15 protein-coding genes are annotated in these 16,306 nt (G+C 64.6%); 7 read left to right on the top strand and 8 right to left on the bottom strand.

Features of this window, described 5'->3' with window-relative positions:
* Nucleotides 1-71 precede the first annotated feature (71 nt).
* Nucleotides 72-824: an EAL domain-containing protein gene (locus FA87_RS10025; RefSeq protein WP_043694287.1), complete on the top strand. Its 753-nt coding sequence runs from the start codon at nucleotides 72-74 to the stop codon at nucleotides 822-824.
* Here the strand turns inward: FA87_RS10025 and FA87_RS20350 are convergent.
* From FA87_RS20350 to FA87_RS10005, 5 genes are all read right to left on the bottom strand, one after another.
* The gene (locus FA87_RS20350) at nucleotides 808-1,074 is read right to left on the bottom strand and encodes a DUF3253 domain-containing protein (protein WP_081996553.1); all 267 of its coding nucleotides are present in this window, start codon (nucleotides 1,072-1,074) and stop codon (nucleotides 808-810) included. The two genes, FA87_RS10025 and FA87_RS20350, sit on opposite strands and share 17 nt — an antisense overlap.
* A 43-nt stretch (nucleotides 1,075-1,117) precedes the next feature.
* Complete coding sequence (locus tag FA87_RS10020) at nucleotides 1,118-2,323, bottom strand: GAF domain-containing sensor histidine kinase (RefSeq protein ID WP_081996685.1); 1,206 nt, start codon at nucleotides 2,321-2,323, stop codon at nucleotides 1,118-1,120.
* A gap of 117 nt (nucleotides 2,324-2,440) precedes the next feature.
* Nucleotides 2,441-4,378 (bottom strand): glycoside hydrolase family 76 protein, encoded by a 1,938-nt coding sequence (locus FA87_RS10015; RefSeq protein ID WP_081996684.1) that lies wholly within the window; start codon nucleotides 4,376-4,378, stop codon nucleotides 2,441-2,443.
* Nucleotides 4,379-4,610: 232 nt separating this feature from the next.
* Nucleotides 4,611-5,351 (bottom strand): alpha/beta hydrolase, encoded by a 741-nt coding sequence (locus FA87_RS10010; protein WP_043694284.1) that lies wholly within the window; start codon nucleotides 5,349-5,351, stop codon nucleotides 4,611-4,613.
* A gap of 76 nt (nucleotides 5,352-5,427) precedes the next feature.
* Nucleotides 5,428-5,988 (bottom strand): TetR/AcrR family transcriptional regulator, encoded by a 561-nt coding sequence (locus tag FA87_RS10005; RefSeq protein WP_036112802.1) that lies wholly within the window; start codon nucleotides 5,986-5,988, stop codon nucleotides 5,428-5,430.
* Nucleotides 5,989-6,071: 83 nt separating this feature from the next.
* Between FA87_RS10005 and FA87_RS10000 the strand changes: the two genes are divergently transcribed.
* The gene (locus FA87_RS10000; RefSeq protein WP_043694281.1) at nucleotides 6,072-6,806 is read left to right on the top strand and encodes an SDR family oxidoreductase; all 735 of its coding nucleotides are present in this window, start codon (nucleotides 6,072-6,074) and stop codon (nucleotides 6,804-6,806) included.
* A 22-nt stretch (nucleotides 6,807-6,828) separates the two neighbouring features.
* On the opposite strand, the gene FA87_RS09995 is transcribed toward FA87_RS10000, so the two are convergent.
* Nucleotides 6,829-7,191 (bottom strand): hypothetical protein, encoded by a 363-nt coding sequence (locus tag FA87_RS09995; protein ID WP_043694279.1) that lies wholly within the window; start codon nucleotides 7,189-7,191, stop codon nucleotides 6,829-6,831.
* Between the two features lie 194 nt (nucleotides 7,192-7,385).
* Here FA87_RS09995 and FA87_RS09990 point away from each other — a divergent pair, with 194 nt between their 5' ends.
* From FA87_RS09990 to FA87_RS09975, 4 genes are all read left to right on the top strand, one after another.
* Entirely contained in the window at nucleotides 7,386-8,669 is a 1,284-nt protein-coding gene (locus FA87_RS09990) for a hypothetical protein (RefSeq protein WP_043694277.1), read from the top strand.
* Nucleotides 8,670-8,719: 50 nt separating this feature from the next.
* On the top strand, nucleotides 8,720-9,787 hold the full coding sequence (locus tag FA87_RS09985; protein WP_052191276.1) for a metallophosphoesterase: 1,068 nt from the start codon (nucleotides 8,720-8,722) through the stop codon (nucleotides 9,785-9,787).
* A gap of 177 nt (nucleotides 9,788-9,964) precedes the next feature.
* Nucleotides 9,965-11,461: an ATPase domain-containing protein gene (locus tag FA87_RS09980; RefSeq protein WP_043694273.1), complete on the top strand. Its 1,497-nt coding sequence runs from the start codon at nucleotides 9,965-9,967 to the stop codon at nucleotides 11,459-11,461.
* Complete coding sequence (locus tag FA87_RS09975) at nucleotides 11,448-13,499, top strand: PAS domain-containing sensor histidine kinase (RefSeq protein WP_239709050.1); 2,052 nt, start codon at nucleotides 11,448-11,450, stop codon at nucleotides 13,497-13,499. The genes FA87_RS09980 and FA87_RS09975 overlap by 14 nt, the downstream gene beginning before the upstream one ends.
* Here FA87_RS09975 and FA87_RS09970 read toward each other — a convergent pair.
* Both FA87_RS09970 and FA87_RS09965 read right to left on the bottom strand, forming a co-directional pair.
* Entirely contained in the window at nucleotides 13,447-14,991 is a 1,545-nt protein-coding gene (locus tag FA87_RS09970) for a cryptochrome/photolyase family protein (protein WP_043694268.1), read from the bottom strand. The genes FA87_RS09975 and FA87_RS09970 overlap by 53 nt on opposite strands.
* A gap of 46 nt (nucleotides 14,992-15,037) precedes the next feature.
* The gene (locus FA87_RS09965) at nucleotides 15,038-15,511 is read right to left on the bottom strand and encodes a hypothetical protein (RefSeq protein ID WP_156108721.1); all 474 of its coding nucleotides are present in this window, start codon (nucleotides 15,509-15,511) and stop codon (nucleotides 15,038-15,040) included.
* A 214-nt stretch (nucleotides 15,512-15,725) separates the two neighbouring features.
* Here FA87_RS09965 and FA87_RS09960 point away from each other — a divergent pair, with 214 nt between their 5' ends.
* Nucleotides 15,726-16,148, top strand: coding sequence for a substrate binding domain-containing protein (locus tag FA87_RS09960; RefSeq protein WP_052191275.1), 423 nt, complete (start codon nucleotides 15,726-15,728; stop codon nucleotides 16,146-16,148).
* Nucleotides 16,149-16,306 lie beyond the last annotated feature (158 nt).

Here is a 16,306-nt window from a genome sequence, read left to right as displayed (position 1 = left end):
CATCGGAACGGTGGTACCTTCAGAATCGCGGATGCCGGCCGATAAACGGGGACTTGAGGAACACCGAAACGATGGACAGCCAATTGACCTGCGGGGCCTGCCGCGACAGCGATTCACTTGCCGCCGGAATTACGATGGCGTTTCAGCCCATCGTGGACGTCGCCGCACGTACCGTCTTCGCGCACGAAGCACTGGTACGCGGCATCCATGGCGAGGGAGCCGCTGAAGTACTCAGCGGCATCGACGAATCGAATCGTTACGGTTTCGATCAGGCGTGCCGGGTGCGCGCGCTGGAATGTGCGAAGGATGCCGCGCTTCCCGCGCTGGTCTCCATCAATTTCCTCCCCAACGCCGTCTACAATCCGGAGCATTGCCTACGGGCGACCCTGGCGGCAGCGGAACGGGTGAACTGGCCGCTGACCGACATCATCTTCGAAGTGACCGAGCACGAAGAGATTACGGACCACGCGCACCTGCTCTCCATCCTCGCGGCTTACCGGGCACGCGGATTCAAGACCGCGATCGACGACTTCGGGGCGGGATACGCAGGACTGAATCTTCTAGCCGACTTTCAGCCGGACCTGCTCAAGCTGGACATCGGCCTGATCCGAAACGTCCACGAAGACGTGGTGCGCCAGCGCATCGTGAGACACATGGTCCGGTTATGTGAGGAGATCGGCGTCCGCGTCATCGCCGAGGGCGTCGAGCTCGCGGAGGAGGCGAAGGCGCTGTTCGACCTGGGTATCTCGCTGCAGCAGGGCTTTTTCTTTGCGCGTCCGGCGCTGGCCCCGCTGCCGGACATCCATTTTATTTCTGTGCCTTAGACCAGCCTGGGCCGCGGCGAAGACGGACAGGTCCCCGATCGACATCCTCCGGGGATAGTCGCTCCGCTCCCTGAGTGATGACGACGCGCCCGCTACGCGCGAGCGCGGCGGCGACTTCGCGTACCTGTGGCATGAGTGCCCGCCAGGCGGCTTCGTCGGCGGCGAGCGCCCGCGCGACATCCGACGGACAAATCGACGCCTCGGGAGCTCGTCGACCCAGAAGCTGGATGATCGTCGCCTCTATATCCATGCTCGCTCCCGCCGGCGAGGCCTAAGCCGAAGGCGCCTTGCCCTCAAGCGGCGACCCGCACTCGCGGCACGCTGAGGGTGAAGCGCGTGCCTTCGTTGGCGTTCGAGTCCACCCGAAGGGTTCCGCCGTGGCCTCGGGCGATCTCGGACGCGATGTAAAGGCCAAGGCCCAGTCCGGGCTGGGAGCGGGGCGATTCCGGCCGGAAGAACGGCTCGAACAGGCGTGGCAGGAAGTGGGCGGGAATGGGCTCGCCGGCGTTGGCGACACAGACCTCGATGCCGTCTCCGGACTGTGCATAACTCACGACGATCGGCTGGGTGGGATCGCCGTGGGCCACCGCGTTGTTCAGCAGGTTGGCCATCAGCTGCCGGATGCGCCGGTCGTCGAAGCGTACGCCACAGTCGATCTCACCTTCGGTCACGATCTGGCACGTGGGGTTGCCCAGGCGAACCTCTTCCGCGACACCATCGAGAACCATCTGCAGATCGGGGCCTTCCTCCAGGTCGAGTTCCAGTCGTCCGGCGAGTCGGCCGCGGACCAGATCCATCACGTCGGCGATGAGTCCCGTCATGCGGTTGAGGCTCTGCGTCAGATTGCGGGTCAGGCGCCTGGCGCGCTCGCCTTCCTGCAACGGTTCGAGGAGTTCAGCGGCCAGCTTGGCGGCCTGCAAGGGGCTGCGCAGGTCGTGACCGACGACGGCGAGGAACTGTTCGCGCAGCGCGCCTGTCTCCGCTTCGACTTTCAGGGCGTTTTCGGCGGCTATCGTGCGGTCGTGGAGGGCGAGATGGGAGGCGACGAGTTCGGCGAACATCGTGAGACTCGCGAGGATCGTCCCTTCGTCGAATTTGCGCGGCGCGCTGTCGATCGCACACAAGGTGCCGAAGAACTTGCCGCCTTCGGTCAGGATGGGCACCGAGACGTAGCTTTCCAGCCCGTAGATCCGGGGCGTGTGGTGCGCCGAAAAAACAGGATGATGGCTGGCATGACCGAAGATGACCGACTGGCGATGCTCGCGGATTTCGTCGCAGATGGTGCTGTTGAGGACGAGGTCGCCGCCCGGAAGCAGTCCGAAGTTCAGGTGGTCGAGTACGGCGCAGGCGGTCCAGCGATCGTCGGTGACGCGGGCGATGGCGGCGAAGCGCATTCCCGTGACCTTGCAGACCGCTTCCAGGACCTTGGGCACGATCGACAGCCGCTGGATGGCCTCAACGGAGGCCTCGACGCTCAGGGGTGTCAGGGAATCGGTCATCGGCCAAGCATAGCCGGGAAACCGGCGCGCCGCTGGATCATCGGCACGGCGGTCCATGATCCCGACGGTGGCGGGAACCTCCGTCCCGTCCCGTGACGAGGACGGAGGTCCTTCAGCCTACTGGAGTATGTTCGCCGTCACGTGGTACACGCGACCGCCCCAGCCGTCGTCGGGGAAGGCATCGGACACTTTCAGGTACACGGGCTTCGACCCGTCTGCCGCCGCGCCGAGGTACGGGGTGAGGTCGATGGTGCGGTCCGCCTTGTTCGAGCCATCCGTGACCGGCTGCGACTCCTGCAGCACCGTGGTCCAGTGCGCGTTGTCCTGGCTGACCTGCACGAGGAATTCGGCATCGATGGTCAGCGTGACATGCGCGGCGGACGTGTCCGCCGGGAACGGGAAGCGATACGTGAAGTGGGCATGGCCATCGGCAAAGCGGTTCTGCACGCCGTTGCTCTGCGACCCGCCCGCGTCGAACAACCAGGGGTTCTCGTCGACCGTGCCGGTATCGAAGTCGATCGCATGGGCGACGAGCACGTCGGCCTGCGTCGTGAAGCGTAAGCCCGCCGCTTTCAGATACACCGTCACCATGTGGTGTCCATCCGCCGCGTTGCCAGGCACGGTGACGTTCAACGGCAGCTTGCCGCTGACCGGCGCCGAGATGCCGTGAGGCTGAAGGGCAAGCAGATTCGCACGTGGCGTCGCGTTCCATCCCGAAGGTACATCGACCGAGGCGAGCGCGAGCACGGGCAGGAAGCCGGTGGCCGAAACGCCGAGGTCGACGGGAATCTTCGTCGTGCCGGATGCCGACGGCATGATGACCGGTTGTGCCGGAGACAGCGTCGCCGCCAGCGACTCAAGCGGTGTCGCGGCGGGCACATCGCCAATCAGCGCGCTGAGCGCGCTAGCCTGCGTACGCCAGTCGAAGACGTTGGGATGATCGTTATCCGTCGCTCCGGACCAGCGGGTGCCGAGTCGTCCCGCCGCGTCGCGATCGTTCGCCCAGACGCTTTGCGCCTGGTGGTCGAGGAACGTGGCATAACGCGAGTCATGCGTGGTATCGACCAGATCGGTCCAGTAGCGCGTAAAGATACCCTTGAACTGCTTGCCATTGTCGTCGCAGGTCTGATCGGACGCGTCGCAGCTCTCGGTCAGGATGCCATTGGCCGCTAACGCGTCCGGTCCGATCGCCGCGTCCGCAAGGCGCTTCACTGCCGCCAGGATCTGTGCATCCCCGGTCGCGCGATACAGTTCCAGGCCCCCGCCGATGGCGAGCCCCTGGTTGTAACTCCACACGGTCTGGCCGTTATTGGTGCATGCGTTCGTCAGTCCGTCATTGACCAGCCCGTCGGCATTGACCATGCCGCTGCCCTGGAACCAGGTCCACGCCGTCCTGGAACGGCCCAGCCACAACGTGTCGCTGGGAATGCGGTTATGCAGTTCGGCGGTGAGGCGGATCCACAAACCGTTGGTGATGGCATTCTTGTAAGTGCGCTCGCCGTCCCACCAGACGCCACCACCACAGGTGCCGGTGTCCCAGTAGCCGTTGACGTAGTTGGCGATGGTGACCGCCATGGCCAGGTACTTGGGATCCTTTGTCAGGTCATAGGCCTGCAGCCAGGTCAGGGCCCACCATTCCGAATCGTCGATCGCTCGGCTGGTGAAGTTGCCCAGCAGCGGATCGCCCGACAACACGCCGGCGGGAAAGGCGCCCTTGTCCTTCTCGAACGTGTTGTCCAGCTGACCGAGGTAGCGGCGGTCGCCGGTGCGCTGCATGTAGTCACCGATGGTCTGCAAGGCGACGGCGGAGTTCCACCAGCTGGAGGGGAACCAGGCCTTCACGGGATCGTAGGTGGCCATCAGCACGTCGGCTGCCACACGCGCACGCGCAACGGCGGTCGGACCGTCGACTTGCGGCCCGGTCAATGGCGCGTGTTCCGCGGCGGCAGCAGGCAAAGCCGCCGCCATGGTCGCAAGGCTTGCTATGGCCAGCAGCGATTTGAAACGGGCACGCGTCGGCACCAGCCGATGCGCGATCGGCTTGAACTTGATCATCGGATTCACTCACCGCTCCTCAGGGATACCCACAACCCATCTGTCCGTCACCGGACCGTGGGTGGTCATCCAGTGGGGAAACGTGCACGCATGGCGCCGTTTTCGACAGGTCTGAAGAGGCGTCGGCTCGTGCGAGTCGGCGAAGTGTCGCAGAGGTGGTTCGTTGAAAATGAGAACCAGGTCAAGGCAGCGCGGTGCTTTCAACGGTAACCAATTTAATCCCGGCTCGCGATCAGCTGAGTTCCCTGATGATGGCGACGACGGCGGCGGCGACGGCCTCGGGTGCTTCCAGAACCATGAGGTGCCCGGCGCCTGGAATGGTGATCGTTCCTGCGGCCATGGCGACGAGACGCGGCGGCACACCGAGCGCACCCACCGACTTTGCGCCCTGGATGAGATAGGTGGGAACCGATGCCATGACGCTCGCGACGGCCATGGCGTACCCGGGATGCACGGTCTCGACGAGCAGGGCACGCGCCATGGCATGTATCGCTTCGGCGGACTGGTGAGCGAGCCAGTCTTCGAGACGTGCCAGCTGTTCGGTGTCGAACGCCATCCGCTCCTGCGCGACGAACGCGGCCGGGTTGGCGCGAGCTTTCTCCAGCCACGCACGTATCGCATCGCCCGACATGGGGGCCAGGCGCGAGGAGAGGAATGCGTCGCTTGGCGCGAGGTTTCCTTCCGCACTGACCAGACCCGCGACACGCCCGGGCCAGGCCTGGGCAAAGCGCACGCACACGGCCGCCCCGCCCGAGTGGCCCGCCAGCAGCACCGGCGCGTCGCCGAATCGCTCCGAAATCTGACGTTCCAGGTGCTCGACCTGGTCGGCCACCGACCGCGGAAGGCGATGCGCGAACTCACCGAAGCCAAGAAGATCGGGGCTGATGACCCGCGACGGTTCGAGTCCCGCGCGCAATTCCGGAAAACGCAGATGACCGATGAAACCTTGGACGTAGACGACGGGCAGAGGCATTCGGCGTTCCTTGCAAGGAGATGCAAAAACTTATCACGCACGGCGCCCAAAAGGGTTCGTGTCAGCGGCCTCGGCGTTACGGCGAGCGAGGCCTCGCGGTCAGCAGGGCATCGGCAATGACGTCGAACAAATGCGCCGCTCTCGGGGCAAACGAGGGCTGGTCATTGAGCCAACCCAGCGCCGCGATGAGTGACAGCAGATCCGCCCCGTCGATGTCCTTGCGGGCCAGTCCCGCGTCCTGGGCACGCAGCAACAGTCGGGCACCGTCCGCGCGAACCTTCGTGCACGAGGCATGTAGCGCGGAGTTTTCATCGTCCATCGCGGTAGCCATCAGGTCGACGACGCCGCGGAAGGTGTGGGTGAACGCGACCGCCAGCCGTGACCATGTCAACAGCGCCTCGTCGGGAGCGCAGGTGGCTTCGATGTCGGTCGCCTTCCGTGTCAGCTCGTCCATGGTGGTGCGCAACAAGACTTCGAGTAATGCCTCGCGTGTGGGGAAATGGCGGTACAGCGTCCCGAGACCGACCTCCGCCCGCCGCGCGATATCGCGGAGTGACGCATCCGCGCCCTGTTCGGCGACGACCTCGGCGGCGACGGCCAGTACCTGATCGTAATTTTTCTTCGCGTCGGCTCGCATGGGCTTCCATTGACAAGTGGAGCGGTGCTCCATATATTGAATCGGAGCACTGCTCCATTAAATATAACTCAAGGGGAAAGGCCATGGGTAAGCTGGACGGTAAGGTCGCGGTCATCACGGGCGGCAGCAGCGGTATGGCGCTGGCCACCGCGCAACGGTTCGTGGAAGAAGGGGCGTATGTGTTCATCACCGGGCGCACCAAAGCGACGCTCGATGAGGCCGTGAAGCTGATCGGTCGCAATGTGACCGGCGTGCAGGGCGATGCGGCCAATCTGGACGATCTGGATCGCCTTTACGACACGGTGAAGCGCGAGAAGGGCAAGGTCGACATCATTTTCGCCAGCGCCGGCACGGGTGAATCGGCCATGCTCGGTGACATCACCGAAGAACACTTCGACAACGTTTTCGGCCTGAATACGCGCGGCACGCTTTTCACGGTGCAGAAGGCTCTGCCGTTGCTGACCGAGGGCGCATCAATCGTGCTGAACGGATCGATGGTCGTGGTCAAAGGATTCCCGTCGTTCGGCGTGTATTCGGCAAGCAAGGCCGCGTTGCACGCGTTTGCGCGCACATGGCTGAATGAGCTCAAGGACCGCCGGATCCGGGTCAACGTGCTGCATCCCGGACAGGTGCGCACACCGATCCAGGAAAAGCTGTTCGATGAAGCGACGATCCGTCAGTTCGAGTCGATGATCCCGCGGGGCCGGATGGGCACGTCCGAAGAGATCGCGAAAGCGGCTCTCTTCCTGGCATCGGACGATTCGACCTACGTCAACGGGGTTCAGCTCTTCGTCGACGGCGGGACGTCGGCGATCTGATTTCAGGCGCCTTGCGGCCCGGTCACGGAGCCGCGTGGCGGCTGAGCAGGCCGTAAGGCGTGATGGCATCGCGCAGGGATGCCGAGGTCATCGCGCCGTAGGGCAGAACGGTCTCCGCGGAGGACATCGCTTCGTGGCTCACCGCGCCGTAGGGAAGCACCGTCTGCGGCGCTGCGTGCACGTCGTGTCCGACGGCTCCGTACGGGAGCAAGGTATTTGCCCCGTTCGGCACATACACGGCAGGCGCCGTGTCCGTATTCGCGGGAGCCATCTGCTGCGATGCCTTGCGGACCTGCGGCGCGACGACAAGGAGGCCAGCGGCAAAAACCAGTGCGGCCAGGGGGAGCGCACGCGACGGCGTGCGGGCGAGGGCGGTAGTGTTCATGGTGTTTTCGACTTGGGGCGTTCGCCCCCGGTTGCTTCTGTGAGCGTAGAGCGTGCGCGGCAAGCCCGCTGCAATCCAATCGTTACTTGCTATGGGGGCGATAGCGAAGACAAATGAGCCTTCGCACGTCACCCAGGGTTGTAAGACGGCCGCCTATGGATAGACTAGGGGTTCACCAGGGGAAGGGAACAGGGATGTACTGGCATAAGCGTGTATTTATCGCGTTCGTCTGCGTGCTGTCGGCAACTGCGCTTGCGCAGGACGGTCCTGCGCGTCAAAGCAGTTCGGCGGGCGCCGCCGCTACCCGTCCAGGCGGGTTACTGCACCATACGACCGACGCCGAGAAAGCGGTCATCGGGGACATGGCGCGCTTCGATGCCGATCCCGATCGTCTTGCCCGCTGCCTGCATTACCCGGATCCGCGGGACGTGCACTGGGATCACCGGGAAGTCGACTTGCTGTGCCACTTGCAGTTCGACCCCTTGATGTCGCTCGGGCAACTTCAGCAGGCCTTCGATGCGAAGGGCCCTAAGGCTCTGGAGCGATATTTCGACGGTTTGCTGAGAGATCAGGCTCGCATCGAGACCTCGTGGAAGCTGGACGAGGCTTTCCTGCGTACCTTCTCGTGCGCGTGCAAGGAAGCGCGCGATCTTGCCGACGCCTGGCTCGCGCGTTCGCCCGATAACGTCTGGGCGCACGTTGCCAGCGGTCTGCAGCATGTAGCCGCGGCCGGTGAGGCGCGCGGGGGCGCCTTCAGCCAGGACACCTCGGACGAGCGGTTTGCGCGGATGGCACAGCTTGACGCGAGAGGCGCTGAAGACCTGCAGCAAGCCCTCATCGCCGTCCCCCAACTGACGCCAGCCACATACGGCATGCTCTGGGTCGAAGCGCGCGAGGGCGAACGGCTGGAAGCGAGGGAGCGCCTCGAAAAGGCTCTGCACGAACATCCCGACAATCTCATGTTGCATGAGGAAGCGGCCAGGCTTCTTCAGCGTAAATGGGTGGGCTCGGACGCCGATCTCCTCGCCGAGCAGGAACGTGCACGGGCGGCCGGCGCGATCAATCCGTTGCTGATCCTCATCGTGAGCCAGATCGAATGGACGCGACGCTCGTGTGGCGACGAATGCGCATGGAGCACCGCCGACCTGGAGGCCATGAACCAGATCGGTCCGAGCCTGCCCGTCATGCGACAGATCGCACAACGTCGCGCACGCGCCGGCGGCCCGGCGGATGCCGCGATCTACGCCACCGAGGTGCTTCGCATGTCACCCACCTCCGAAGTAGCGAGCCGGACCGAGCGCGGCCTCGCCCGCCTGTCGATGAATGACGTGAAAGGCGCCGAAGCCGATGCGGAAGCCGCACTCGCGGCGAAGCCCGATTTCGAGCGGGCGCTCCAGCTGATGCAACTGATCACGATGCGGCACCGGTTCGACAGCGGACAAGGCCCCGACAGACTGCGTAAGCAGCCCACCATCTGAGCGGCCACTGCCGGTAAACTCGTCGTTTGACAGACGGGCAGGGAGCGGCCATGACGCGCATCGCAGCACTTTTCGACGGCCCGCTTGACCTGATCGGCGACGTCCACGGTGAGATCGACGCGCTGAGGGATCTGCTGTACCGGCTTGGCTATGGTCCGGACGGCACGCACCCCGAGGGGCGTCGGCTGGTCTTTGTCGGCGACCTCTGCGACCGCGGTCCCGACAGCCCCGCCGTGCTCGACCTGGTCAGCGGGCTGATGGAGAGCGGACACGCGCAGTGCGTGCTCGGCAACCACGAACTGAACATTCTCTGCGGCGCCATCAGAGAGGGCAACGGATGGTTCTTCGAGCACGACCACGATCGTGCGGAGGGGAAGTTTCACACGTCCGCGGCTGTCGACCCGACCATGCGTTCACGGTATCTCGCTTTCCTGGAAGCGCTGCCGCTGGCCCTCGAGGGACCTGGACTTCGCGTGGTGCACGCCTGCTGGCACGCGGACTCGGTCGGGAGGGTGTGGGCGGCTTCCGTCACTGGCACCACCGCCATGTTCGACCAGTGGGAAGAGGAACTCGAAGCGAAACTGGAAGCCGACGGTGCATTCGTCGGTGCCCGTGACGAGCGGTTGGCGTTCGGCGAACTCATGCATGATCCGAACGCCCTGATGCCCATGTTGCCCAACACGGCGGTCTTGGACGAGACGCGCCAGATGGCCAACCCCATCCGGGTGCTGACCTCCGGAGTCGAGCGTGTCGGTACCGCGCCGTTTTACAGCAGCGGAAAATGGCGCATGGTCGAGCGCGTCGCCTGGTGGAACGAATACGCCGAAGATGTGCCGGTCGTGATCGGTCACTACTGGCGCTGGCCGTATCCGGTCGATCGCGCCGCATTGGGCAAGGGTGGTCCGGACCTCTTCGGCGGCGCCTCCTTTGACGAACCGTTGGGAGCGCGAAAGAACGTCTACTGCATAGACTATTCGGTCGGTCGGCGGTTTCAGGAGCGGCTGCGGGGCACGGACTTCCAGACGCGACTCGGCGCCCTGCGCTGGCCCGAGCGAGAGGTTGTCTTCGACGACCTGCCCACCGCTGGAGTCGCAGGATCGGTCGCGCGCCGCGGTTAGCGCGACGCGAAAACGTCTTCAACATCGGTTCGGTCGATTGCACACAAATGTGAAGATGTGTCGATTATTCGGCTGCCGCATTTGCCATCGAGAAAATGGGGAATTCGGTTACCATGGCCTCTGAACAGGTGCGCCGCCCAGGCTGCGGACCCCCGCCCGTCCCGACCTGGTTCCCCCATGCCCCTTCCCCGTATGACGACCGGTACCGCCGGGCTGGACACGATCCTCAAGGGCGGTTTGCCCGTCGACCGCGTCTACCTGCTGGAAGGCCAGCCGGGCTCTGGCAAGACGACCCTGGCCCTGCAGTTTCTCCGCGAGGGCGTGCGGAACGGCGAGCGCTGTCTTTATGTCACCCTCTCGGAAACCACGGACGAACTGACCGAAGTGGCGGCCTCGCACGGCTGGTCGCTGGATGGGATCGACCTTTTCGAACTGGCCTCCGCCGAGGCCGTTCTGGGCGACGGTCGTCAGCAATCGATCCTGCACCCGTGGGAGATGGAGCTCGACGGCACGGTCCGACTGATCCAGGCGGAGGTCGAACGCTTCAACCCGAGCCGCATCGTCTTCGATTCGCTGTCCGAACTTCGCCTGCTGGCCCAGGATGCGCTGCGTTACCGTCGTCAGGTGCTGTCGCTCAAGCAGTTTTTCGCGCCACGCAACATCACCGTGATCCTGGTCGACGACCTGACCGGTGAGGGTGGTGAGCGTGATGCGCACCTGCACAGCCTTTGCCACGGCGTGCTTTCGCTCGAGCGCCTGACCCTCGATTTCGGCGCGGCGCGTCGACGCATGCAGGTGCAGAAGCTGCGCGGTGTGGATTTCATCGCGGGCTACCACGATCTGTCGATCGAGCCGGGTGGCATGCGCATTTATCCGAGGCTGGTTGCTTCGGATCATCACAGGCCTTTTGTCGGCGACGCGGTGCCCAGCGATATCGCCGAACTCGACGATCTGCTGGGAGGCGGCCCGCTGCGAGGTACCAGCACGCTGCTGACGGGGCCCGCGGGGTCGGGGAAAACCAACGTCGCCCTGCAGTTCGTCGCCGCCGCCTGCCAGCGCGGTGAGCATTGCTGCATTTTCGAATTTGACGAACGCACCGGTACGCTGCTGACCCGGGCCGACGCGCTCGGTTTCGACCTGCGTCCGCATATCGAAAGCGGTCTGCTCGAGCTGCGCCAGATGGACCCCGCGGAAATCTCACCCGGCGAGTTTGCCTGGAGCGTGCGCGAATCCGTGCAGGACAAGAATTGCCGGGTTCTGGTCATCGACAGCCTCAACGGATACCTCGCATCGATGCCGCAGGAAAAGCAGCTGATGCTGCAGATGCATGAACTGCTTTCCTTCCTCAACCAGGCCGGCGTACTGACCTTGCTGATCAACCCCCAGCACGGTCTGGTCGGCACGATGTCGACGGGTAACCTCAACGTCAGCTACATGGCGGACACGGTCATCCTGTTCCGTTTCTTCGAAGCCCAGGGGCGTATTCGCAAGGCGTTGTCGGTCATCAAGAACCGCAGCGGCGCGCACGAAGACACCATTCGCGAGTTGCGCATCGACGGTCAGGGCTTGCGTCTGAGCGCGCCGCTGTCCGATTTCCGTGGCGTGCTCACGGGTACGCCTGAATTCCTGGGAAGCCCGGCGCCCTTGCTGGATGAGCTCAGTGCCGTTCAGTAAGACGGTCCTGCTGCTGGCGCCTTACGGACGCGACGCGGAGAGCCTGGCGTCCATCATCGGCGAGAACGGCTATCGATCGGCGATTGCCTCCTCGCTCGAAGACCTCGCGCAGCGCCTCGACGACTCGGTGGGCGCTGTGCTGCTCACGGAGGAAGCGATCGCCGGTGACCCGGCGGCGCTCGTCTCGGCACTGCGCCATCAGGAATCGTGGTCCGACATTCCCTTCGTGCTGCTTCGTGCGCCGCGTTCCGCAGGTCCCGGTAAGCGTGCGGCGCTGCCGGACGAAGCCCTGAACGTCGTCGAGCTCGAGCGCCCGCTGAGCGCCGCTTCGCTGGTCAGCGCCGTCACCTCGGCGCTGCGCGCGCGGCATAAGCAGTTCATCATTCGCGACCAGATGGTGCGGCTCGAGGAAAGCCAGGCGCTGCAAGCCGAGAGCGAAGCGGAGCTGCGCCTGATTGCCGATTCGATCCCCGTATTGATCGGGTTCGTCGATACGAACCTGGTTTACCGTTTTGCCAACCTCGCTTACGAGGAATGGTTCGGCGTGCCCGTGAAGGAGATCCTCGGTCGGCGCATGCCGGATGTACTGGGACCCTTGACGTGGGCTGAGCGAGGCGAAGCGATCGACCGTGCGCTGCATGGACGTCCCGTGCGCATGGAGGTCAACTGGCCGCGCCGTGACGGTCGCCGGCGCGACGCCGAAATCCGTTATCTGCCTCGGTTCGATGCCGATGGCCGTGTCGACGGATTCCACATCTTCGCCACCGATGTCACGGTGCGCAAGGTCGCACTCGAAGCGACGCAGCAGCAGGCGGCTCTGCTCGAGTCGCGGGTCGCGGAGCGCACGGCCGAGCTGAAAGCCGAAATGGCCGCGCGCGAAAGCAGCGAGGAAGCCTTGCGGCAGGCGCAGAAGATGGAGGCGGTCGGCCAGTTGACTGGAGGCATCGCGCATGACTTCAACAATATGCTCACCGGCATCCTGGCCGCGATGGAGCTGATGCGCATGCGCCTGGATGCGAAGCGCTACGAGGGCCTCGATCGTTTTCTGGATATCGCCTCGACATCGGCCCAGCGGGCCGCGGGGCTCACGCAGCGGCTGCTGGCGTTTTCCCGCCGTCAGTCACTGGACCCGCGCCCGGTCGATGTGGAAGTCCTGGTGCGCTCGATGGAAGATCTGCTGACGCGGACGCTCGGCGAGCGCGTGCAGCTGCATATCGACCTGGGGCATGTGCCGCATGCGATGGTCGACCACAACCAGCTCGAGAGTGCGCTGCTCAATCTGGCGATCAATGCGCGGGACGCGATGCCCGAGGGTGGTTCGCTGTGCGTCAGGACGACGGTCGAAACGCTTCCCGACACGTCGGACGACACGGTGTACGTGGTCATGTCCGTCACCGATACCGGCACCGGCATGGACGCGGGCACGCTGGACAAGGTATTCGAACCGTTCTTCACGACCAAGCCGATCGGACAGGGCACGGGGTTGGGCATGTCGATGATCTACGGCTTTGTCCGGCAGTCGCATGGACATGTCCGCATTACCTCCGCCTTGCGGCAGGGTACGACGGTACGGCTTTATCTGCCGATGGCGACCGGGACCGAGGTTGCACCCGAGCAGGGTCGCGCTGTCGTGTTGCAAGGTGGCGGTCAGCGCATCCTCGTCGTGGAAGACGATGTGCAGGTACGCTCACTCGTCACCGAGCTGCTGGAACAGCTGGGTTACGACGTGGAGGCCGTGGAGTCCGCGGATGCCGCGCTTCCCCTGCTTGCCTCCGCACGTCCTCTGGACCTGCTGGTCACCGATGTGGGGCTGCCTGGACTGAACGGCCGCCAGCTTGCCGAGATCGCCCGCCAGTCGAGGCCTGAATTGCCTGTGCTGTTCATGACAGGCTACGCGGCGACCACCGCGACGCAGGGGGAGTACCTCGATGTCGGCATGACGCTCATCACCAAGCCTTTCAGCCTGAGTGCGCTGAGTTCGGCGGTCAGCGCGATTCTGGGGAGTACTCGATCCGCAGTTGCCGCGCACGGGACCTGATGGCTTCGCGCTGATCTTCGCTCAGTCGTTCGAGCGAGCGCCACTGCAGAGCCGCGCGTGGATGATTCCAGAATCGCGCCCGGTGGCGGTCGAGGAAATCCCAGTAGAGCGTCGTGAACGGGCAGGCGTTATCGCCGACCGCTTCGCCCGGCTTGAAGCGGCAATCCGTGCAGTAGTTGCTCATGCGCTCGATGTAGCGGCCCGATGCCGCGTACGGCTTGGATACCATGCGGCCGCCATCGGCGAACTGGCTCATGCCCAGTGTGTTGGGTGCTTCCACCCATTCGACGGCGTCGACATAGATCGCGAGGTACCACTCGTGGATCTGTGCCGGCGCGACGCCGAACAGGAGCGCGAAGTTGCCGGTGACCATGAGACGCTGGATATGGTGGGCGTAACCGGTCTGCAGCGTCTGGGTGATCGTTTCCCTCATGCAGTGCATGTCGGTGTCACCGGTCCAGTAAAAGGCTGGCAGCGGTGCGTCGGCGCGCAACGCGTTGGAGGCCAGCAGGCGCTCCGGCGATAGCCAGTAGACGCCACGCACGTATTCACGCCAGCCCAGGATTTGCCGCACGAAGCCTTCGATCGACGAAAGACTGACCTCGCCGCGATGGTAACGGCCGAGGGCGGCGTCGATCACCTCGGCGGGCGACAGCAGGCGCAGATTCATCGAGGTCGACAGACGTGCATGGTAAAGCCACGGCTCGCCGGTCCACATCGCATCCTGCCAGTGGCCGAAGGCGGGCAGGCGGTGGTCGAGAAAGTCGGTGAGTGCCTCCAGTGCCTGCTCGCGGGTGACCGGCCAGTCGAACCGGTCGAGTTCACCGGGATGGTCCGGCAGCGTGGCCTCGATATCGTCGAGGGCGCTCTGGGTGATGGCATCCGGTTTGAACGCCCTCGGGCGTGGGACCCAACCGGGTCCTTGCCGACCGAAGCTGCCCCGGTTGTCGGCGTCGTAGTTCCACTTGCCGCCGACGGGCTTTCCGTTCTCGAGCAGGATGTCATGCCGCTGGCGCATCCAGCGGTAAAAGTTCTCCATGCGCAGTTCGGTCTTGCCTTTGGCCCATTGGGCAAAGTCATCGACCGAGACGAGGAAGTGGCGATCGGGCCGCTCGACGTATTGCACGCCGCATGCGGCGGCCACTGACTGGATGCCTGTACGCAGGCGGTGTTCGCCGGGACGGATGACGATCAGGCGTTCGGGCTTGAGGTGCTGGAGGGTTTCTTGCAACAGCGCGGTGAGGTCGTCGGGGCCGGCGTCGTTGAGCTTCGCGTAACGCAGCGGAAACCCTTCTCGCTGAAGTTCGGCTGCAAAGTGCCGCATGGCAGCGATGAACAGGGCACTCCGCGCCTTGTGCGACCACACGTGTTCGGATTCGCCGCGTCGCTCGGCTATCCAGACGAGATCGGTCGCCGGATCGAAGTCATCGAAGGCGGAGGAGTTCCGGTTGAGCTGGTCACCGAGGACGACGACGAGGTGGCGAATGGTCATCGGTGGAGTTTATCTCCGCCGGGAGCCATCCCGCCGCCTCAACCGGTCAGAGCAGCGTGCACGCCCCCGCGGTAGCGCGGCCGCTGGCGAACGTCACGCTGGAGCACAGCACGCGGACCGCCGTGCCGGCTTTCAGCATCGAAACGCCCGACCACGCGTCGGCGCCGAGAACCATTCTGGGATCGGTCGCGCTGCCGCCACTTGCCAGCGTCAATACCGGAACACCCGGACCGTCGGCGTCGACGCTACGAACGTCACCCGTGATTTCCAGCTGTCGATGAGCGAAGTGCTTCGCGGCGACATCAGGATCCGCGGCAAAGGCGCCGGCCAGATCGCCGGCCGAAATCGCTTCCTTCGCCTGCATCGGCGGCCTGGCCGCGTGATGGCCCGCCACGACGGCTACCTGCCTGGAGGGCGGTTGAACCGAATCCTCGCCGGAAGGATGGCTTCGGCAGCCGCCCAGCAAGGCGAGGCCTGCAAGGGCTACGGAAAGGATGAGGGGGTACTTTGAGGTGTTCATGGGGGCTCCTGGCGGCCAAGATGGGGGCCGCCGTCGCCTTTTCCAGAGGGCACCTCGCAGGTTCAGGCGACCAGGACGGCCTTACTCCCGTCGGACGGGGCGTATGCCATGGCCTCGTCGATCTGGTCGAAGGCGAATTCCTTGCCCAGCCGGGTCCGGAACAGGGGATCCCCGATCACGCCGCCGAGCGCTCGCAGTGCGGCAACCAGACCTGTTGACCGAAACGGAATTCGTGATCGTGGCGAGCCCAGCGTATCTCGCCGAACACGGTGTTCCGCAGCGGTTGTCCGATTTGGACAAACACAGCTGTATCGTGTTCGCGCGTGGTCGCGAGCGTCGCCCGTGGACCCTGAAACAAGGACGGGAAACCGTCGCGTACGTGCCGCATGGGTCGCTGGTCACAGGCGATGCCGAACACGTGCGGGCAGGCGTGCTCAGTGGGCTTGGTATCTCCCAGGTACCGATGTGGCTGCTGGCAAAGGAAGTGCTTTCCGGCGAGGTGCAGGTGGTGCTGCCGGAGTTACAGCCCGCACGCATACCCGTGCATGTCGTTTATGCGGCGGGCCGGCGCATCCCGATGCGCGTCCGGGTGTTTATCGATTATCTGGTGGAGGCGTTCGCCGCGGCTGACTCCTGAAGGTCTTTCCTGGTCGCTCCCAGCAGGCCCGCCATCTATCGGGTTTCCGCCGTATCCATCATGGGTGCGAGTGCGAGCAGGTTGCAGGTCATCGGCTGAATGTCGAACGGCAGCTCAAAGAGGGTCAGTGGTGTACCCGGATTCGCCACGACGACGAT

The sequence above is a fragment of the Luteibacter sp. 9133 genome (assembly GCF_000800155.1).
Classification (GTDB): domain Bacteria; phylum Pseudomonadota; class Gammaproteobacteria; order Xanthomonadales; family Rhodanobacteraceae; genus Luteibacter; species Luteibacter mycovicinus.
Note: the sequence above shows the minus strand (reverse complement) of the source record. Positions and strands in the feature narration are given on the sequence as shown.